Source organism: Pseudomonas sp. H3_D04, assembly GCF_054669175.1.
In genome coordinates this window covers 6,167,242-6,187,330 of the sequence record NZ_CP162801.1, presented here as the reverse complement: position 1 = coordinate 6,187,330, position 20,089 = coordinate 6,167,242, and the positions used below count along the sequence as shown (strand labels likewise).

Below are 20,089 nucleotides of genomic sequence, written 5' to 3'. Positions count from 1 at the left end.
AAAATTAGTTGGGCCCAAGTTGCCCCGCGTTACATGACAGGCATGGCTGCCCAGCAACAAAACCGGCGCGCAACTTACCCTCGAAAAACCGTTCCAGCAAAACTTTCTGTCATTTAATTACACCTGTTGCCGTCACCGCGCAGGCGACGGCAACAGGTTGTTGCCTCAAAACGGCTTATTTACCCGATTTGATCTTGGTCCAGCTGCGCGTCATGATCCGCTGGGTCGCGGCCGGCAAGTCGGCAATCGCGTACAACTTGGCCAGCACTTCTGCCGGCGGGTAGATGCCCGGGTCGGCGGTGATTTCTTTATCAACCAAGGCGGTGGCGGCCGCGTTACCGTTCGGGAAGCGCACGGCGTTGGTGATTTCAGCCATGATTTCCGGCTTCTGCAGGAAGGTCATGAACTTGTAGGCGCCTTCGACGTTTTCGGCATCTTTAGGGATGGCGACCATGTCGTAGAAGCTACCGGCACCTTCTTTCGGAATGTTGTAGCTGACTTTCACCTTGTCACCGGCTTCAGCCGCGCGGGACTTGGCCTGGTAGATGTCACCCGAGTAACCCACGGCCACGCAGATGTTGCCGTTGGCCAGGTCGGAGATGTACTTGGACGAGTGGAAGTAGCCCACCGAAGGACGAATCTTCAGGAACAGCGCTTCGGCTTCGGCCAGTTGTTTTTTGTCCTGGCTGTCGGTTGGATAGCCCAGGTAGTGCAACGCCACCGGAATCATCTCGGTTGGCGAATCGAGGAAACTGATACCGCACGACTTCAACTTCGCGGCGTTTTCAGGTTTGAACAGCAGGTCCCAGGAATTGGTTGGTGCATCCGCACCCAGTGCAGCCTTGACCTTCTCGGCGTTGAAGCCAATGCCGATCGAACCCCACATGTACGGGAAAGCGTGTTCGTTGCCCGGGTCGCTCACCGACACAGCCTTGAGCAGGTCAGTGTTCAGGTTTTTCCAGTTAGGCAGCTTGGACTTGTCCAGCTTCTGGTAAACGCCGGCCTTGATCTGCTTGGCCAGGAAGTTGTTCGACGGTACGACAATGTCGTAACCGGACTTGCCTGCCAGCAACTTGGCTTCCAGGGTTTCGTTACTGTCGAATACGTCGTAGACAACCTTGATGCCGGACTCGGTTTCGAACTTCTTGATGGTGTCCGGCGCGATGTAGTCGGACCAGTTATAGACGTGCAACACCTTGTCGTCCGCCTGAACCGCACCCGCCATTATGCCCATCAGGGACATGGCGAGAAGTGTCTTGCCAGCAAGCTTTTTTCCTAATGCCTTCATGCGTAATGCTCCAAATTTTTTCTTTTTTGAACCACTTTGTTCAGCGGCCGAACCCGGACAACTGGAACCGCGGCTAGTCTGGCAAGATCCGAGGCGGTCTTTCAAGGAAAGGCCTCCCTTAGAACTGCTCTGAGCGAAAGTTTCATGACTCCCGCCCAGAGCCTAGCACTTAGCCCTGCAACGCACTCAGGGTCAGGTCCAGGCACTTGCGTGCCTTGGTTACCAGCTCATCGATTTCAGCCTTGGTAATCACCAGCGGCGGAGCAATGATCATGGTGTCCCCCACGGCGCGCATGATCAGGCCGTTGTCGAAGCAGAACTGGCGGCAGATCATGCCGACGCCCTTGCCTTCGTAACGCTTGCGAGTGGCCTTGTCCTGCACCAGCTCGATTGCCCCCAGCAGACCGACCCCACGCACTTCCCCCACCAACGGGTGATCGTTCAGTTCCCGTAGACGCTTTTGCAAATAGGGTGCCGTTTCGGCATGAACACGCTCGATAATTTTTTCTTCGCGCAGGATGCGGATGTTTTCCAGTGCCACCGCAGCGGCCACCGGGTGTCCGGAATAAGTGAAACCGTGGTTGAAATCGCCACCTTCGTTGAGCACGGCGACCACTTCGTCACGCACGATCAGGCCACCCATCGGAATGTAGCCGGAGGTCAGGCCCTTGGCGATGGTCATCATGTCGGGCTTGAGGTCGTAGAAATCGGTACCGAACCACTCACCGGTGCGGCCGAAACCACAGATCACTTCGTCCGCCACGAACAGGATGTCGTACTTGGCGAGGATTTCCTTGATGCGCGGCCAGTAGGTGTCTGGCGGAATGATCACGCCGCCAGCGCCCTGGATCGGCTCGGCAATAAAGGCGCCGACATTGTCCACGCCGAGTTCCAGAATCTTTTCTTCCAACTGATTGGCCGCCCACACACCGAACTCTTCCGGTGTCATGTCGCCGCCTTCGCCGAACCAGTACGGCTGGGCGATGTGGACGATGCCAGGGATCGGCAAGTCGCCTTGTTCGTGCATGTACGTCATGCCGCCCAGGCTCGCGCCGGCCACGGTGGAACCGTGATAGCCATTCTTGCGGCTGATGATGACTTTCTTCTTCGGCTGGCCCTTGATCGCCCAATAGTGGCGGACCATCCGCAGCATGGTGTCGTTGCCTTCGGAACCGGAACCGGTGAAGAACACGTGGTTCATGCCTTGCGGTGCGATGTCGGCGATGGCCTTGGCCAGTTCCAGCACCGGCGGGTGGGCCGTCTGGAAGAACAGGTTGTAGTAAGGCAGTTCGCGCATCTGTTTGCTGGCGGCATCGGCCAGTTCATCGCGACCGTAGCCAATCGCAACGCACCACAGGCCGGCCATGCCGTCGAGGATCTTATTGCCTTCGCTGTCCCAGAGGTAAACGCCTTTGGCGCTGGTGATGATCCGCGGGCCTTTCTCTTTCAGCTGCTTGAAGTCGCTGAACGGGGCCAGGTGGTGATCGTTGCTCAGGGTTTGCCATTCACGGGTTTGCGGATTGTTGCTAGTCATACCAATCTCCAAAAAAATCAGGTGAAAGCGCCGCCCGACAACGACGGCGCCCGGCGTATCAGACGGCGAAGAGCAGGAATTCCCGCTCCCATGAGCTGATCACGCGCTTGAAGTTTTCATGCTCGGCCCGCTTGACCGCGACGTAGCCAGTGATGAATTTCTTGCCCAGGTATTTCTCGATAGTCGCGCTGTTTTCCATGCGTTCCAGCGCGTCTTCGATGGTCAGTGGCAGGCGCAGGTTGCGGCGTTCATAGCCACGACCCACCACCGGCGCACTCGGGTTCAAGCCTTCGACCATGCCGATGTAACCGCAGAGCAGGCTCGCGGCAATCGCCAGGTACGGGTTGGCGTCGGCGCCCGGCAGGCGGTTTTCCACCCGACGGTTTTGCGGCCCGGCATCCGGAACCCGCAGGCCCACGGTGCGGTTCTCTTCGCCCCACTCCACGTTCACCGGTGCCGAGGTGTCCGGCAGGAAGCGGCGGAACGAGTTGACGTTGGGTGCGAACAGCGGCAACAGCTCGGGGATCAGTTTCTGCAAGCCACCGATGTGGTGCAGGAACAGCTGACTCATGGTCCCGTCTTCATTAGAGAAGACGTTCTTGCCGGTTTCGAGGTCGATGATGCTTTGGTGCAAGTGCATGGCACTGCCGGGCTCGCCGGTCATGGGTTTGGCCATGAAGGTGGCCGCCACGTCGTGCTTGAGCGCGGCTTCGCGCATGGTGCGTTTGAACACCAGGATCTGGTCGGCCAGGGACAGGGCATCGCCGTGACGGAAATTGATTTCCATCTGCGCCGTGCCGTCCTCGTGGATCAGCGTGTCGAGGTCCAGCTCCTGCAATTCGCACCAGTCGTAGACGTCCTCGAACAGCGGATCGAATTCGTTCGCGGCTTCAATGGAGAACGACTGACGACCGATTTCCGGGCGCCCGGAACGGCCGATAGGCGGTTGCAACGGGTAGTCCGGATCGTCACTGCGCTTGGTCAGGTAAAACTCCATTTCTGGCGCAACGATCGGCTGCCAGCCCTTCTCGGAATAGAGTTTGAGCACTTTCTTGAGTACGTTGCGAGGCGACAGCTCAATCGGGTTGCCTTGCTTGTCATAGGTGTCATGGATCACCTGCGCGGTGGGCTCGACGGCCCAAGGCACCAGGAACACCGCGTTCTGATCGGGGCGGCAGATCATGTCGATGTCGGCCGGGTCGAGCAGTTCGTAATAGATGTCGTCTTCGACATAGTCGCCCGTCACGGTCTGCAGCAGAACGCTCTCGGGCAGGCGCATGCCTTTTTCAGCAATGAACTTGTTGGTCGGCGAAATCTTGCCCCGGGTGATCCCGGTCAAGTCGGCGATCATGCATTCGACTTCTGTGATCTTGTGGTCTTTCAACCAATCGGTGAGCTGGTCGAGGTTGTTACTCATAAATGCCTCTTAGGCTGAGTTTCCTGACTCTTATAAGTCAGGCGTTGTTTGACGCACGGGCGTCGCGTGATACAGATTGCCACTGCAATAGCCGCGCACAAGTACCCACACGGGTAATGGCGTGGGTCAGTGAGAGCGTAGTGGAGCGTGCAGAATCATGAGCAGAAGCCGACGCGTTGGTCGGGCTGCCAGGACGAAACGGAACTATATTGGATAGAGAGGCAGTCAAGAGAATGTCGTGCAGACCGTCCAGAATATCGGACGGTGCCAGCAGGTTCGCCGGGGAAGTAAGAGTCGACGGCACGCCTTGGGCAACGCTTGCCTTGGCGTGGACGCTACGATCGCCACTGATGTGATAAGCATACAGACCGATCTGCCTTGAGCAGATGGCGACGCCGATTAACGGCAGGCGAGACATGAAGCACCCCGGTATTATTGCTGTTATGGGTTTGAATCGAGCTTAGCCTTGTTCATTTTTTTACACAACACCCCCGTAAAAAATACAACACGGCCCGCTCAAGCTCGCGGGCGCTAAAGCGCTCAAAGGCATAAAAACGCCCCAAACTGCCTCAAAAAAGCCCTACGAGCGCTTTTTTAGGGCAAAAAAGGCCTCGCTTGACTTCGGCATGCCGTTCGGGTTGACTGAAACCCGAAGAGATCAATGATTGATATTTTTAACAACAAAGGTGTTGCATCATGTCGGTACCCCCGCGTGCCGTTCAGCTTAACGAAGCGAACGCGTTCCTTAAGGAACATCCTGAGGTTCTGTACGTTGACCTTCTGATTGCGGATATGAATGGTGTGGTGCGCGGCAAGCGCATTGAACGCACCAGTCTCCACAAGGTTTACGAGAAAGGCATCAACCTGCCGGCCTCTCTATTTGCTCTGGATATCAATGGCTCGACGGTGGAAAGCACCGGCCTGGGCCTGGACATCGGTGATGCTGACCGAATCTGCTATCCAATCCCCGACACCCTGTGCAATGAACCCTGGCAGAAGCGCCCTACTGCGCAACTGTTAATGACCATGCACGAACTCGAAGGTGAACCTTTCTTCGCGGATCCCCGTGAAGTCTTGCGTCAAGTTGTTACCAAGTTTGACGAGATGGGTTTGACCATCTGCGCCGCCTTCGAACTTGAGTTCTACCTGATCGACCAGGAGAACGTGAACGGTCGCCCACAACCTCCGCGCTCGCCGATTTCCGGCAAACGCCCGCATTCGACCCAGGTTTACCTGATCGACGACCTCGACGAATACGTCGACTGCCTCCAGGACATTCTGGAAGGTGCGAAAGAGCAAGGCATCCCTGCCGACGCGATCGTCAAGGAAAGTGCTCCGGCGCAGTTCGAAGTGAACCTGCACCACGTGGCTGACCCGATCAAGGCCTGCGACTATGCGGTCCTGCTCAAGCGTCTGATCAAGAACATCGCCTACGACCATGAGATGGACACCACCTTCATGGCCAAGCCTTATCCAGGCCAGGCGGGTAACGGTCTGCACGTCCATATCTCGATTCTTGATAAAGATGGCAAGAATATTTTTGCCAGCGAGGATCCCGAGCAGAACGCCGCACTGCGTCACGCGATCGGCGGTGTGCTCGAGACCCTACCGGCGCAGATGGCTTTCCTCTGCCCGAACGTCAACTCCTACCGTCGTTTCGGCGCACAGTTCTACGTGCCGAACTCGCCGTGCTGGGGCCTGGACAACCGTACTGTGGCGATCCGCGTACCGACCGGTTCCTCCGATGCCGTGCGCATCGAACACCGTGTGGCCGGTGCCGACGCCAACCCGTATCTGTTGATGGCTTCGGTCCTGGCAGGCGTGCATCACGGCCTGACCAACAAGATCGAGCCGGGCGCCCCCGTGGAAGGCAACTCCTACGAGCAGAACGAGCAAAGCCTGCCGAACAACCTGCGCGATGCATTGCGCGAGCTGGACGACAGCGAAGTCATGGCCAAGTACATCGATCCGAAATACATCGATATCTTCGTCGCGTGCAAAGAGAGCGAGCTGGAGGAGTTTGAACACTCCATCTCCGACCTTGAGTACAACTGGTACCTGCATACCGTGTAAGCGGTTGCCGTAAAAACAACGCCGCCGGCTATTGAAGCCTGCGGCGTTTTTTTATGGCCAACATCAAACCTGTGGCGAGGGCGCTTGCTCCCGCTGGGTTGCGAAGCGGCCCCAAAACAGTCAATGAGGTGTGTCTGACAGAACCGTATCGCTGTTACAGGGAGTCCTTCGGCCTCCAACGGGAGCAAGCTCCCTCGCCACAGGGGATATGGAACATGTGCCCGCTCTGCGTACAATGCCCGCTGCCCCGCAGGAGGACTCCAATGACGCGCACCGCCACCGTTCGCAAACCCCGCGCCCGCAGCCAGGCCCGGATCGATTCGATACTCGATGCCGCCCGCACGCTGCTGGCGGCCGAAGGCGTGGCCAGTCTGTCGATCTACAGCGTCGCCGAACGCGCGGAGATCCCGCCCTCCTCCGTCTACCATTTCTTCGCCAGCGTCCCGGCGCTGCTTGAAGCCTTGACGGCCGACGTCCACGCCGCGTTCCGGGCCTGTCTGCAAGCGCCCATCGACCACGAAGCCCTCAACGGTTGGCGCGACCTGTCGCGAATCGTCGAGCAGCGCATGCTCGACATCTACGACGAAGACGCTGCCGCCCGGCAACTGATCCTCGCCCAGCACGGACTCACCGAAGTCACCCAGGCCGACCGTCAGCACGACATCGAACTCGGCGACCTGATGCACAAGCTGTTCGATCATCACTTCGAGTTGCCTAGATTGCCGAGCGATGTCGATGTGTTTGCCCTGGCGATGGAGCTCGGCGACCGCGTCTACGCCCGTTCAGTGCAGCAGCATGGGCAGATCACGCCGCGCATGGCAGAGGAAGGGATGCGGGTGTTTGATGCATACCTGGGGCTTTATCTGCCGCCGTACCTGCCGAAGCGCCCCATTTACGCCTGATTTCTGCGGTGCCTGCGATGGCTTCTTCGCGAGCAGGCTCGCTCCCACATTGGATCTTCAGCGGGCATAGCGTCTGTGTACGGTACAACTCCCTGTGGGAGCGAGCCTGCTCGCGAAGGCCGCACCGCTAAACTCACTGATCCAAACACATAAAAAACCCCGAAGGGTTCACACCCTCCGGGGTTGTCTGCACGGCATGCCCTTACAACTTGGCGATCGACACCTCGGTGGATTTCACAAACGCGATCACTTCACTGCCGACCACCAGTTCCAGCTCCTTCACTGAACGCGTGGTGATCACCGAAGTGACGATGCCGGAAGCGGTCTGTACGTCGATTTCCGACAGCACGTCGCCCAATACGATTTCCTTGATCGAGCCTTTGAACTGGTTGCGAACGTTGATGGCTTTGATAGTCATACGATTTCTCCTGAGGTCGAAATGAGCTGCAGGTGGCAAGCTACAAGTGGCAAGTAAAAGCGCCCTGCTTCTTCTTGCAGCTTGAAGCTTGCAACTCGCCGCTGCGTCTATTGCGCCCAGCGCAATTGCGTGGGCAAGGGTGAAACAGGTTCCGGTTCCGGCGGTTGGCCGGGCAGCGCCAGCACGCGATTGAGCACTTCGGTTTCCAGCGCCGCCAGCCGATGGGAGCCGCGCACGCGTGGGCGGGGCAATTCAACCGGCAGGTCGAGGCCGACTTCGCCCTCTTCGATCAGGATCACCCGGTCGGCAATCGCCACGGCTTCGCTGACGTCGTGGGTTACCAGCAACACGGTGAAGCCGTGCGTCTGCCAGAGCCGTTCGATCAACTGCTGCATTTCAATTCGGGTCAGGGCGTCCAGCGCGCCCAGGGGTTCGTCGAGCAACAGCAAGCGCGGTTGATGGATCAGCGCGCGGGCCAGGGCCACCCGTTGTTTCTGGCCACCGGACAATGCGGCGGGCCATTCATTGGCGCGATCCGCCAGGCCGACCGATTCCAAGGCTTCCAGCGCTTGTGGCCGCCAGTTGCCCTTGAGCCCGAGGCCGACGTTGTCGATGACCTTTTTCCACGGCAGCAGACGCGCTTCCTGGAACATCAATCGGGTGTCTTCCCGGGCATCGTTCAGCGGCGCGGAGCCGGCGAGCAATTCACCCCCGGTGGGTTTGTCGAGACCGGCGAGCAACCGTAGCAAGGTACTTTTGCCGCAACCGCTACGACCCACCACGGCAACGAACTGACCCGCTGGAATGTGCAGGTCAATCTCACGCAACACCTGCCGAGAGCCGTAGGTTTTTTGCAGCTTACGCACCACCAGCGGGATCCCGCGCTGCAACCGTGGAGGTTGTTGAGCCGTCATGCCGCACCTCCTTTAACAACTTGATAGGCTGGGTGCCAGCGCAACCACACGCGCTCAAGCCCGCGGGCCGCGAGGTCGGCGAGTTTGCCGAGCACGGCGTACAGAAGAATCGCCAGCACCACCACATCGGTCTGCAAAAACTCCCGGGCATTCATCGCCAGGTAGCCAATGCCGGCGCTCGCGGAAATGGTTTCCGCGACGATCAGCGTCAACCACATGAAGCCCAGCGCGAAGCGCACACCCACCAGAATCGAAGGCAGCGCCCCCGGCAGAATCACCTGGCGAAACAGGCTGAAACCGGACAAGCCATAACTGCGCGACATTTCCACCAACGCCGGATCGACGTTGCGGATACCGTGATAGGTGTTGAGGTAAATCGGGAACAACGTGCCCAACGCCACCAGGAAAATCTTCGCCGACTCGTCGATGCCGAACCACAGGATCACCAAGGGAATCAGCGCCAAGTGCGGCACGTTGCGGATCATCTGCACCGAACTGTCGAGCAGGCGTTCGCCCCACTTCGACAGACCGGTGATGAAACCCAAGGCCAGGCCGATGCCGCCGCCAATGGTGAAGCCCAGCGCAGCACGCCAGCCGCTGATTGCCAGGTGCGTCCAGATTTCGCCGCTGCGCACCAGGCTCACGCCGGCCTCGATGACCGCGATCGGCGCCGGCAGAATCCGCGTCGACAACCAGCCCGCCGACACTGACAACTGCCACACCGCGAGCAGCAACACCGGCAACGCCCAGGGCGCGAGGTTGTGGATAAGTCTGTTCATGCGCGCCTCAGCTCTGGGACGCGGCTTTGGGAAGAATGTCGTTGGCGACCATCTCACCGAACGGGCTGACGTAATTGGCGCCTTGGGGCAGTTCCGGACGTTCGATGTCGAGGTGCGGGAACAGCAATTCCGCAACCCGGTACGACTCTTCCAGGTGTGGATAACCGGAGAAGATGAAGGTATCGATGCCCAGGTCCGCGTATTCCTTCACGCGGGCAGCCACAGTCGGACCATCGCCCACCAACGCCGTACCGGCACCGCCACGTACCAGGCCGACACCGGCCCACAGGTTGGGACTGACTTCCAGGTTGTCGCGGCTGCCGCCATGCAGCGCGGCCATGCGTTGCTGGCCGACCGAATCGAACCGGGCCAGAGAAGCCTGGGCTCGGGCGATGGTTTCATCGTCGAGATGGGAGATCAGCCGATCCGCCGCTTGCCAGGCTTCGGCATTGGTTTCTCGGACGATCACGTGCAAGCGAATGCCGAAACGCACGGTGCGACCCAGCTTCGCGGCTTTGGCTCGCACTTGTTCAATCTTCTCGGCGACGGCGGCTGGTGGCTCGCCCCAGGTCAGGACCATTTCCACCTGCTCGGCCGCGAGGTCTTGCGCCGCTTCCGACGAACCGCCGAAGTACAGCGGCGGACGCGGTTGCTGGATCGGTGGATAGAGCAACTTGGCGCCTTTCACGCTGATGTGCTGACCGTCGTAATCAACGGTTTCGCCTTCCAGTACGCGACGCCAGATGCGGGTGAATTCCACCGAGGCTTGATAGCGCTCTTCGTGAGTCAGGAACAAACCGTCGCCGGCCAATTCTTCCGGATCACCGCCGGTGACCAGGTTGAACAACGCACGGCCGCCGGACAGGCGATCCAGGGTCGCCGCCTGACGCGCGGCCACCGTCGGGGAAATGATCCCGGGGCGCAGCGCGACAAGGAATTTCAAACGCTGAGTCACTGGAATCAGCGACGCCGCCACCAGCCACGAGTCTTCGCAGGAGCGACCGGTGGGAATCAACACCCCGCCGAAGCCCAGGCGATCCGCCGCCTGGGCGATTTGTTGCAGGTAACCGTGGTCGACGGCGCGGGCGCCTTCGGCGGTGCCAAGGTAATGGCCATCGCCGTGGGTAGGCAGGAACCAGAAAATATTGAGGCTCATGGAGTGGTCTCCTTGGGGAATCGAATTACTGCGCTTTGGCAACGGCTGCCGGTGGCGTCCAGATCACGTCTTTGATGCTCAACGGTTTCGGGATCAGCTTGAGCTGGTAGAAGCTGTCGGCGATTTTCTGTTGGGCGGCGACCACTTCAGGCGTGAGGAACAACGCGCCGTAACCCTGACGTTTCATCGAGGTCAGGGTGATGTCCGCCGGCAAGCCGAGCAGTGGCGAAACCTGTTGGGTCACCTCGACTGGATTGGCCTTGGACCACTCGCCGACGGCGCGCACTTCTTCCACGAGGGTCTTGATCACCTCAGGGTTTTTCTGTGCGTAAGGCTTGGTCGCCAGATAGAACTGGTGGTTGTCGACGATGCCCTGGCCATCGCGCAGGGTGCGCGCTTGCAGTTGCTGTTCGGCGGCAGCCTGGTACGGGTCCCAGATCACCCACGCATCGACGCTGCCACGCTCGAACGCAGCGCGGGCATCGGCCGGCGGCAGGAATACGGTCTGGATGTCGGTGTATTTGAGGCCGGCGTCTTCCAGTGCGCGGACCAGCAAGTAGTGGACGTTGGAGCCTTTGTTCAGGACGACTTTCTTGCCCTTGAGGTCCTGCACCGATTTGATCGGTGAATCCTTCGGCACCAGGATCGCTTCGCTGTGTGGCGCTGGCGGTTCGTAGGCGACGTAGAGCAGATCGGCGCCGGCGGCTTGAGCAAAGACTGGTGGGGTTTCGCCGGCGACGCCGAAGTCGATCGAGCCGACGTTCAGGCCTTCAAGCAATTGCGGGCCGCCGGGGAATTCAGTCCATTGCACGTCCACGCCTTGGGCGGCGAGGCGTTTTTCCAACGTGCCTTTGGCTTTGAGCAGCACCAGGGTGCCGTACTTCTGATAACCGATTCGCAACGTCTCGGCTTGAGCTTGAGTAATGGCGCCGAAGGTGACAGCCGCTGCAAACAGAGCGACCAGACCACGACGCAAAATGACAGTGCGCATGGCGCTCTCCTTTTTGCAGTTGGGTTTTGGCTGCACCTGCTTGCCCGTTAGCGGGCGAGTAAGGCCAGTACATCAATTTCAGGTGTGGCTTTAGTGCCGACTTAAATGCTCCAGCGAGCACTCAACAAACGTTCATTCAACAGCTTCGGATCGATCGGCTTGGGCCGTCGGGCCATGGCGCTGAAAAACAGCTCCAGCGATTCCTTCAGTCGTTGTTCCAGCTCTGGTGCCAACTGCGCCTGGGCGCTGCCTTCGCCGTAAGCGATCTGGCTGTCTACCGCGAAAACCCCATGGAGCATTTCCTGGGCTTTCAACGCCGACAGCACCGGCTTGAGCGCGTAATCCACCGCCAGCATGTGGGCGATACTGCCGCCGGTCGCCATGGGCAAAACCACTTTGTGGTCCAACGCGCGCTCGGGCAGCAAATCCAGCACGGTTTTCAGTGCGCCGGAGAACGACGCCTTGTAGACCGGAGTGGCGATCAACAGGCCATCGGCATTTTCAATCTGTTGCAGCAGGTCGATCACCTTCGGGCTGTCGAAGCGTGCATGAAGCAATTCTTCGGCCGGGAAGTCCCGCACCTGGTAACTCACCACTTCCACACCCTGCTCCTGCAACCAGCGTTGGGAGCGCTCCAGCAGCACCCCGGAGCGGGAGCGTTGGCTGGGACTGCCACCGAGTGAGACGACCAGCATTCAAATGATTCCTTGCACGGTGTTGGCGATTCGCGGTTTGCGATCTCGCTGTGATGGAGGTGACCTTAACAGGTGATTGTTATATCCATAAATCATATTTGTTCATTTGGTTATGCACATTGGATATATAAGAAGGTAGTTCCTGCGGGCGAAAAAAAGGCCGTCGAAACGGCCTGAAATCCCCTGCTTTATGGATATGGTCAATCTTTCTGCGGTGCCTGCAATTCCGTCATCGCGAGCAGGCTCACTCCCACAATGGATAGCGTTTTACCTGCTCGTGATGGCGATACCAGCCACACCGAAAATGCTGATGGCTTACCTGTTGGGCTGCGGCGTCAGACGCAGGTACGGCTTTACCGCGCGGTAGCCCTTGGGAAAGCGCTTCTTGATTTCGTCTTCGTCCTTGAGCGACGGCACGATCACCACTTCATCACCGTCCTGCCAGTTGGCCGGGGTGGCCACCTTGTAGTTGTCGGTAAGTTGCAGCGAGTCGATCACCCGCAGGATCTCGTGAAAATTGCGCCCGGTACTCGCCGGGTAGGTGATGGTCAGCCGAATCTTTTTGTTCGGGTCGATCACGAATAGCGAGCGCACGGTCAGGGTGTCATTGGCGTTCGGGTGGATCAGGTCATAGAGGTCGGAGACCTTGCGGTCCGCGTCGGCCAGGATCGGGAAATTGACGAGTGTGTTCTGGGTTTCATTGATGTCCTCGATCCACTTGTGATGCGAGTCCACCGGGTCCACGGACAGGGCGATGGCTTTGACGCCGCGATTGGAAAACTCATCCTTGAGCTTGGCAGTGAAGCCCAGTTCGGTGGTGCACACCGGCGTGAAGTCCGCCGGATGGGAAAACAGCACGCCCCAGCTATCGCCCAGCCATTCGTGGAAACGGAGGGTGCCGGCGCTGGAATCCTGTTCGAAGTCGGGGGCGATATCGCCCAGTCTGAGGCTCATGGTGCTGCTCCTGATGAGTGCTTGTCGGGCTCAACTTTGCCTGTGTTCCTTATGAATTAAAAAGAATAAATATCGATGAATTTAGATCATAAATGAATATTAAATATCTATTCACTGGACCTCCAGGAACATCAGGACGAACATCGCCGACAAGGTTCGAGAAGGCCTTGAGTTGCTGCAAAGAGGGAGTTTTCACGGCGGGATTACGGGGGTGACCCCGCCTTGAAAACGCAAAAGCCCCGCCCGGCGAGATGCCGGGCGGGGCTTTTTTTTCAGCGGTTACGCGAGCGCTATTACAACAGCGGGATCGAGTAGCTGACGATCAGACGGTTTTCGTCCTGGGAGCGAACGCCCGGGATGTTGGTGCGCCAGGTGGCGTTTTTCCACATCAAGCCAACGTTCTTCAACGGGCCTTCCGGTACGACGTAACCGACAGTCAGGTCGCGTTCCCACTCGGTGCTGTTATTACCGGCTGCAGCAGTAGAGGTGCGATTGGTGTCGATATCGTCGCCACGCAGATAAACCATACCAGCGGTCAAGCCAGGCACGCCGACTTTGGCGAAGTCAAACGAGTAGCGAGCTTGCCAGGTGCGCTCGCCGGCACGGCCGAACTTCTGGATTTGCATGTCGGTGATGGTGTAGTTCGACGAACCGTCGCCCTGGTTCAGCCAAGGGAAGTCGCTGCTGCCGTTGCTGACCTGATAGCCACCACCGAAGGTGTGACCGGCAACGGTGTACAGGAACAAGCCGCTGTACAGATTGTTGTCGACCTTGCCTTTGCCATTGGAGGTGCTGCTGTAGTTGCCGGAGCTGTAGTACAGCGGGTCGTGACCGTTTGCGCCGTCATCCGAGCTGTTGAAGTAGCGCAAGTCAGACTTCAACACGCCAGGGCCGATAGCCCAGTTGTGTACCAGACCCAGGAAGTGCTGCTTGTAGAAGTCTTCCAGATTGCCGTAGTAGTACTGGGCAGTCAGGTCTTTGGTGATTTTGTAATCACCACCGGCATAGATGAACTTGTTGCTGTCGCGGCCGCTGGCAGTACGAGCGTTGGCGCCGCCGATGCTCAGCTGCTCATTGTTGCTGGAGTTACGTCCCTTCACGGCTTCGATCTGACCGCCAACCAGCGTCAGGTCCTTAATCTCGCCGGAAGTGATCTGACCACCCTGCCAGGTTTGTGGCAGCAGACGACCGTCGTTGGTCACGATAACCGGGTTCTTTGGCTGCAACGTGCCCAGCTTCAGTTCGGTCTGGGAGATCTTGGCTTTTGCAGTCAGGCCCAGGCTGGAGAAGTTATCAACTGCTTCGCCGTTGGACTCGCTTGGGAATACTGTGCCGCCGTACGAATTATTGCTGGCACCGTTGGTACCACCGCCCGAATCCAGACGCACGCCCAACAGGCCGATCGCATCGATACCGAAGCCGACAGTGCCTTGGGTGTAACCGGAGATGAAACGCAGGTCGAAGCCTTGGCCCCACTCTTCGTTTTTGTTCGCGCCCGAACCATCACGGTTATCGGTGTTGATGTAGAAGTTACGCAGACCCAGAGTGGCCTTGCTGTCTTCGATGAAACCGGCGGCGCTTGCCTGCTGCGCCAAAACCCCTACGGCCACGGCCAGGGCCAAGGTGGACTTGTTCATTTGTTTCGCTCCTATCGTTTCTAATTTTTTATGCTTCTGGCCCTGGGTCGGATGCCCTGGATCCTGAAAAGCGCGGTTAGCGCCAGACCGCATGTCATCGTGACAACGCGCATCTACGGTCGCGGCCTACCCGCTGTGATTTTTTGGGGGGCGCATGGTAAAACCGAAAAACATTTATTTCATTATTTTTAATGCCATTTCGGAATATAGCTATGCGCGCCGAACACAGGGTATCGGCTCCTTGGCTTGCCACTTTAGGCGCCCGGATAAAAATCCAAAAAGAATAATAAATTACTATTTTAGGTCTATTTGGAATATCAAATAAAACGCGAAAAAAAGCCCCGCCCTGAGGCGAGGCTATTTCTGGTGGGTGTTACAGGAAGCTGTAGGTGTAGTTGAAGATCAGACGGGTCTGGTCTTGCGCAGAGATGTTGGTATCGCCGCGGTAGGTACCGTGACGCAACGTCGTGCCGAAGCCTTTAAGCGCGCCTGTCTGGATCACGTAATCCACACGCAGGTCGCGTTCCCACTCGGTCTGGTCTTTACCCACGCCGTTAGTAGCCTTGATGTTATCGCCACGCAGGTAGGCGGCCGAGGCTTTCAGGCCAGGAACACCCAGAGAAGCGAAGTCGTAGGTGTACTGACCGAAAGTGGTGTTCTCACCAGCACGGACGAAGCCGTTAACCATGGCGTCGGTGAACAGGTAGAAGCTCGTTCCTCCCGCGCCTTCGTTGCGACCGTTGCTGTCGACCACGTTGCCCTGGTTCAGGTAAACAAAGCCACCGTCATCGCTGACACGCTGATGGCCGAGCAGGAAGGCGTTCGCACCCAGGGTGTAGGTGAACATGGCGCTCCAGGTCTTGTTATCGACCTCGCCCGGGTTCTTGGCGAAACCACCGTTGTTATTGAACCGATAGCCCGCATCGCCGTTCTTGCCGTCGGAGCTGCTGTCGAAATAGCGCAGGTCTGTCTTGAACGACTGGTTGGGTGCGATCGTGTAGACGTGCACCAGACCGAGGAAGTTCTGCTTGTAGTAGTCTTCCAGGTTCGCGTAGTAGTACTGCAGGGTGAGGTCTTTGGTGACCTTCCAGTCCGCACCGGCATACCGGAACTTGTTGCTTTCCTCGGTACCGCCTGCCACGGCCAGGCCGGTGGTGTTCGACGAAGCGCGACCCGCTGCGTGCTCAAACTGGCCGACGTTAAAGGTGAAGTTGTCGATTTCCTTCGAGGTGATGGTGCCACCTTCAAAGCTCTGTGGCAGCAGACGACTGTCGTTCGCGACCAGAATCGGCATGTTCGGTTGCAGAGCGCCGCCCAGGTGAGCCTCGGTCTTCGAGAAACGCGCCTTGACGTTGGCGGCTGCGCGACTCCATGGGTCCGACGCCGAACCGTCGGAATCGCTTGGGAAGAAGGAGTTGTTATCCGGGTGGTGACCACGGCCACCGTCCAAATGAATGCCAACGACCGCCTGGGCATCGATACCGAATCCAACAACACCCTGAGTGAAACCAGACTGGTAATCGAACTTGAGACCTTCAGCGGTCTCTCTTTGATCGTTCGCAGTCCCTTCGCGGGTGTCCGCGTTGTAATACATGGTGCGGGAACTGACGGATGCCTTGCTGTCTTCGATAAAACCCGCGGCGCCTGCCTGCTGCGCCAAAACCCCTACGGCCACGGCCAAGGCCAAGGTGGACTTGTTCATTGTTTTAGCTCCTCTCGTTTCTAATTCTTGTATTCCTGGCCCTGAGTCGAATGCCCGGGATCCTAAGATGCGCGATTAGCGCCAGACCGTGACTCACAAGTCAATCGTAACTATGTGTGTCTACGACCATGGTCTAATCCCCGTTTTTTTTGGTCCTTGCAGGGTCGTGCGTTCGTCACAAACCCAAAAAGAATTGGTCTGTTCTTTTTAATACCTTTTAGGAATGAAGCTCCGCTCCATTCCTCGTCCCGGGCCAGAGCGGCTGGCTCGAAAATTAATTCCTAAAAGGTATTTTTTAGCGGTTTTTTAGATCGATCAGCTTTGACGCCATTCGGAAACAATCCCCTCCCGAAAGGCCTCCCGAAAGGCCACGCCATGACGACCAAACGCGCACTATCCAGACCAATTGTTACAGTTTGTGTATCGCTATTATTTTTCACTCAGCGTTCAAACGGCGAACCTCACGGTCGGTTATCAAACCGGTATCGACCCCAGCAAAGCCCCCCAAGCGGACGGTGTTTACGAAAAGACCATGGGTGGAAAATCGACTGGCGCCGTTTCAGGGCCTGGATGCCTCGAAGGTCAAAGTGGTGAACGGCAACCGGCGGAAATCGCTGCCGCCTGCAAGCGTGGCGCTGCTGGACGGCGGCACGGCCAAGGCCATTGGCGAGACGGCGAAGTTCTTGAAGGAGCAAGGGAAGGGTCGAGACGGTGCTGCCGGATTATTCGGCGTATGTCAGCGCGAAGTTCGTGCAGGAGTAACACAAACCCTGTGGCGAGGGAGCTTGCTCGCGCTGGGCTGCGGAGCGCCCCCAAACCCGGTAAACGCGTTATGTCTGATAGACCGAGTTGCCGGGTTTGGGAGTCCTTCGGCCTCCGGCGGGAGCAAGCTCCCTCGCCACAAAAGCCCGCAGTTACAGGGATTTTTCGAAGATCTTCGAATTACGCTGATAGTTGTACAGCGACGCTCGCGCCGACGGCAGGCGTTCGACGCTGCTCGGCACGAACCCGCGTTCGCGGAACCAGTGAGCGGTCCGGGTCGTCAGCACGAACAGGGTTTTCAAGCCCTGGGCCCGGGCGCGGGTTTCAATGCGCTCTAACAGCTCATCACCGCGACCGCCGTGGCGGTATTCCGGGTTGACCGCCAGACACGCCAACTCGCCAGCGTCCGAATCGGCAATCTGATACAACGCCGCACAAGCGATGATCATGCCTTCGCGCTCAACCACGCTGAACTGCTCAATCTCGCGCTCCAGCACCTCGCGGGAACGACGCACCAGAATCCCTTGCTCTTCCAGCGGGCTGATCAGGTCCAGCAAACCACCGACATCTTCGATGGCCGCTTCGCGCACGATCTCGAATTGCTCCTGGGCCACTAGCGTACCGCCACCGTCGCGGGTGAACAGCTCGGTCAGCAGCGCACCGTTTTCGGCATAGCTGACGATATGGCTGCGGGCAACGCCGCCCCGGCACGCTTCAGCCGCGGCATCCAGCAGTTCCGCCTGATAGTTGCTGCCCAGACGCTGCAAATGCGCCGGGACTTGTTGCGGACGCAGCTCACGCACCAGCCGACCGTTTTCATCGATCAAGCCAAGGTCAGCACCAAACAGCAGCAGTTTGTCCGCACCCAGGTCGATGGCCGCGCGCGTGGCAACGTCTTCGCAGGCGAGGTTGAAAATCTCCCCGGTCGGCGAGTAGCCCAATGGCGACAGCAGCACGATGGAGCGCTCGTCCAGCAGGCGATTGATGCCCTTGCGGTCAACCCGGCGCACTTCGCCGGTGTGGTGATAGTCGACGCCTTCCAGCACGCCGATCGGCCGTGCCGTCACCAGGTTGCCGCTGGCCACCCGCAGGCGCGAGCCCTGCATCGGCGACGAGGCCATGTCCATCGACAGCCGCGCTTCGATGGCGATGCGCAACTGGCCGACCGCATCGATCACACACTCCAGGGTCGCGGCATCGGTGATGCGCATCCCGTGGTGGTAATGCGGGGTCAGGCCGCGTGCGGCGAGGCGGGTTTCGATTTGCGGACGGGAACCGTGAACCAGCACCAGGCGCACGCCGAGGCTATGCAGCAGCACCAGGTCGTGGACGATGTTGCCGAAATTCGGATGCTCAACGCCGTCGCCGGGCAGCATGACGACGAAGGTGCAATCGCGGTGAGCGTTGATGTAAGGCGAAGCGTGACGAAGCCAATTAACGTATTCGGGCATGAACCTGGGCCTGTAATAAATAGCAGCCAAAAAATGGGCGAAACTGAAAACGCACAGCGGGCTGATGGTTATCGTCGGAACAGGCTTGGCGACACGCGCGCTCTCCTCATGAATACGGGTTGGGACACTGGCAATTTACACCTGTAGGAGCCGGCTTGCTGGCGATGCAGGCGCCGCGGCTCATCAGGAGAACCGCGTCATCGTTCATCGCCAGCAAGCCGGCTCCTACAGGTTCAACCACCTGACATTGGCGTTTGGGCCGGTGTCAGGCAGTAATGTTCAATCAATTGACGTAATAGATGCACGGTAGGCTGCAAACGTGACATTTCGAGGTATTCACCCGGTTGGTGCGCACAGGCGATATCGCCCGGGCCGAGTACCAGCGTTTCGCAGCCAAGACGCTGAAGATAAGGCGCTTCGGTGCCGAACGCCACTGCTTCGGCGCGATGGCCGGTGAGCTTTTCGGCGACCCGGACCAATTCGGCGTCCTCGGCCTGCTCGAACGGCGGCACTTCGGGGAACAGCGGCGCGTAATTGATCTTCACCTGATGGCGTTCGGCAATCGGGTTGAGCCGCTGCAGAATGGCCGCGCGCAGGGCTTTGGGGTCCATGCCCGGCAACGGCCGCAAGTCGAATTCCAGTGAACACTGGCCGCAGATGCGGTTGGGATTGTCGCCGCCATGGATACAGCCGAAGTTCATGGTCGGTGTCGGCACGCCGAATTGCGGATTGCGGAATTCACGCTGCCACAACAGGCGCAGGCCACGCAGCTCGCCGATGGCATCGTGCATGGCCTCAAGGGCGCTATGTCCCAGGCGCGGGTCCGAGGAATGGCCGCTCTGCCCGAGGATGTCGATGCGCTCCATCATGATGCCTTTGTGCATGCGGATCGGCTTCAGCCCGGTCGGCTCGCCAATCACCGCCGCACGCCCCAGCGGACGGCCGGCTTCGGCCAGGGCACGAGCGCCGGACATCGAGCTTTCTTCATCGCACGTGGCGAGGATCAGCAGCGGTTGCTTGAAAGGCTGATCGAGCAGCGGAATCACCGCCTCGATGGCCAGGGCAAAAAAGCCTTTCATGTCGCAACTGCCAAGGCCCACCCAGCGGCCGTCGACTTCGGTCAGTTTCAGCGGATCGGTCTGCCACAGTGCGCCATCGAACGGCACCGTATCGCTATGCCCGGCCAGCACCAGGCCACCGGGGCCGGAGCCGAAACTGGCCAGCAAGTTGAACTTGCCGGGGCTGACCTGCTGGATGTCGCAGGCGAAACCAAGGTCACCGAGCCACGTCGCCAGCAAGTCGATGACCGGACGGTTGGATTGATCAAGGCTGGGCTGGGTACAGCTGACCGTCGGCGCAGCAATCAGCGCAGCGAACTGATCTTTCATGGACGGCAAAGGCATCGCTGACTCCAAC

Annotated in this window: 16 protein-coding genes and 2 pseudogenes; 4 read left to right on the top strand and 14 right to left on the bottom strand. The window is 58.8% G+C overall.

From position 1 onward, the window contains the following. Positions 1 to 175: 175 nt before the first annotated feature. The 3 genes from AB4N91_RS28390 to AB4N91_RS28380 form a co-directional block, all read right to left on the bottom strand. The gene (locus AB4N91_RS28390) at positions 176 to 1,288 is read right to left on the bottom strand and encodes a polyamine ABC transporter substrate-binding protein (RefSeq protein ID WP_010466686.1); all 1,113 of its coding nucleotides are present in this window, start codon (positions 1,286 to 1,288) and stop codon (positions 176 to 178) included. A 169-nt stretch (positions 1,289 to 1,457) separates the two neighbouring features. Beyond that, positions 1,458 to 2,822 carry an aspartate aminotransferase family protein gene (locus AB4N91_RS28385; RefSeq protein ID WP_102594804.1) on the bottom strand — a complete coding sequence of 455 codons (1,365 nt, stop codon included), beginning with the start codon at positions 2,820 to 2,822 and terminating at the stop codon, positions 1,458 to 1,460. Between the two features lie 58 nt (positions 2,823 to 2,880). Further along, positions 2,881 to 4,239, bottom strand: a complete 1,359-nt coding sequence (locus tag AB4N91_RS28380; RefSeq protein WP_010466683.1) for a glutamine synthetase family protein — start codon at positions 4,237 to 4,239, stop codon at positions 2,881 to 2,883. A 696-nt stretch (positions 4,240 to 4,935) separates the two neighbouring features. Here AB4N91_RS28380 and AB4N91_RS28375 point away from each other — a divergent pair. Both AB4N91_RS28375 and AB4N91_RS28370 read left to right on the top strand, forming a co-directional pair. Further along, positions 4,936 to 6,312, top strand: coding sequence for a glutamine synthetase family protein (locus AB4N91_RS28375; protein ID WP_010466681.1), 1,377 nt, complete (start codon positions 4,936 to 4,938; stop codon positions 6,310 to 6,312). Positions 6,313 to 6,575: 263 nt separating this feature from the next. Further along, positions 6,576 to 7,214, top strand: coding sequence for a TetR/AcrR family transcriptional regulator (locus AB4N91_RS28370; RefSeq protein WP_102594803.1), 639 nt, complete (start codon positions 6,576 to 6,578; stop codon positions 7,212 to 7,214). Positions 7,215 to 7,416: 202 nt separating this feature from the next. Here AB4N91_RS28370 and AB4N91_RS28365 read toward each other — a convergent pair whose 3' ends face one another. From AB4N91_RS28365 to AB4N91_RS28325, 9 genes are all read right to left on the bottom strand, one after another. Further along, a complete protein-coding gene (locus tag AB4N91_RS28365; protein WP_003229256.1) occupies positions 7,417 to 7,632 on the bottom strand; it encodes a TOBE domain-containing protein in 216 nt (71 codons plus the stop codon). Positions 7,633 to 7,739: 107 nt separating this feature from the next. Then, the gene (gene ssuB / locus AB4N91_RS28360; RefSeq protein WP_077747183.1) at positions 7,740 to 8,546 is read right to left on the bottom strand and encodes an aliphatic sulfonates ABC transporter ATP-binding protein; all 807 of its coding nucleotides are present in this window, start codon (positions 8,544 to 8,546) and stop codon (positions 7,740 to 7,742) included. Continuing rightward, positions 8,543 to 9,325, bottom strand: a complete 783-nt coding sequence (ssuC, locus tag AB4N91_RS28355) for an aliphatic sulfonate ABC transporter permease SsuC (RefSeq protein WP_460111965.1) — start codon at positions 9,323 to 9,325, stop codon at positions 8,543 to 8,545. Before ssuC ends, ssuB begins: the two co-directional genes overlap by 4 nt. 7 nt (positions 9,326 to 9,332) lie before the next feature. Then, on the bottom strand, positions 9,333 to 10,481 hold the full coding sequence (gene ssuD, locus AB4N91_RS28350) for an FMNH2-dependent alkanesulfonate monooxygenase (protein WP_010466669.1): 1,149 nt from the start codon (positions 10,479 to 10,481) through the stop codon (positions 9,333 to 9,335). A 25-nt stretch (positions 10,482 to 10,506) separates the two neighbouring features. Further along, a complete protein-coding gene (locus AB4N91_RS28345) occupies positions 10,507 to 11,472 on the bottom strand; it encodes a sulfonate ABC transporter substrate-binding protein (protein ID WP_460111964.1) in 966 nt (321 codons plus the stop codon). Between the two features lie 101 nt (positions 11,473 to 11,573). Then, positions 11,574 to 12,167 (bottom strand): NADPH-dependent FMN reductase, encoded by a 594-nt coding sequence (ssuE, locus tag AB4N91_RS28340; RefSeq protein ID WP_460111963.1) that lies wholly within the window; start codon positions 12,165 to 12,167, stop codon positions 11,574 to 11,576. Between the two features lie 315 nt (positions 12,168 to 12,482). After that, positions 12,483 to 13,121: a peroxiredoxin gene (locus AB4N91_RS28335; RefSeq protein ID WP_169857164.1), complete on the bottom strand. Its 639-nt coding sequence runs from the start codon at positions 13,119 to 13,121 to the stop codon at positions 12,483 to 12,485. 293 nt (positions 13,122 to 13,414) lie between these two features. Further along, the gene (locus tag AB4N91_RS28330; RefSeq protein WP_010466661.1) at positions 13,415 to 14,758 is read right to left on the bottom strand and encodes an OprD family porin; all 1,344 of its coding nucleotides are present in this window, start codon (positions 14,756 to 14,758) and stop codon (positions 13,415 to 13,417) included. Positions 14,759 to 15,131: 373 nt separating this feature from the next. Continuing rightward, on the bottom strand, positions 15,132 to 16,460 hold the full coding sequence (locus AB4N91_RS28325; protein ID WP_010466659.1) for an OprD family porin: 1,329 nt from the start codon (positions 16,458 to 16,460) through the stop codon (positions 15,132 to 15,134). A gap of 375 nt (positions 16,461 to 16,835) precedes the next feature. Here AB4N91_RS28325 and tauA (AB4N91_RS28320) point away from each other — a divergent pair. Then, positions 16,836 to 17,027, top strand: a pseudogene (gene tauA / locus AB4N91_RS28320) (taurine ABC transporter substrate-binding protein); the annotation flags it as partial. A 59-nt stretch (positions 17,028 to 17,086) separates the two neighbouring features. After that, positions 17,087 to 17,222 (top strand): annotated as a pseudogene (tauA, locus tag AB4N91_RS28315) (taurine ABC transporter substrate-binding protein); the annotation flags it as partial. A 152-nt stretch (positions 17,223 to 17,374) separates the two neighbouring features. On the opposite strand, the gene argA reads toward tauA (AB4N91_RS28315), so the two are convergent. Next, positions 17,375 to 18,673 carry an amino-acid N-acetyltransferase gene (gene argA, locus AB4N91_RS28310; RefSeq protein WP_172791895.1) on the bottom strand — a complete coding sequence of 433 codons (1,299 nt, stop codon included), beginning with the start codon at positions 18,671 to 18,673 and terminating at the stop codon, positions 17,375 to 17,377. A 233-nt stretch (positions 18,674 to 18,906) separates the two neighbouring features. Then, a complete protein-coding gene (argE, locus tag AB4N91_RS28305; RefSeq protein WP_010466655.1) occupies positions 18,907 to 20,076 on the bottom strand; it encodes an acetylornithine deacetylase in 1,170 nt (389 codons plus the stop codon). Positions 20,077 to 20,089: the final 13 nt, after the last annotated feature.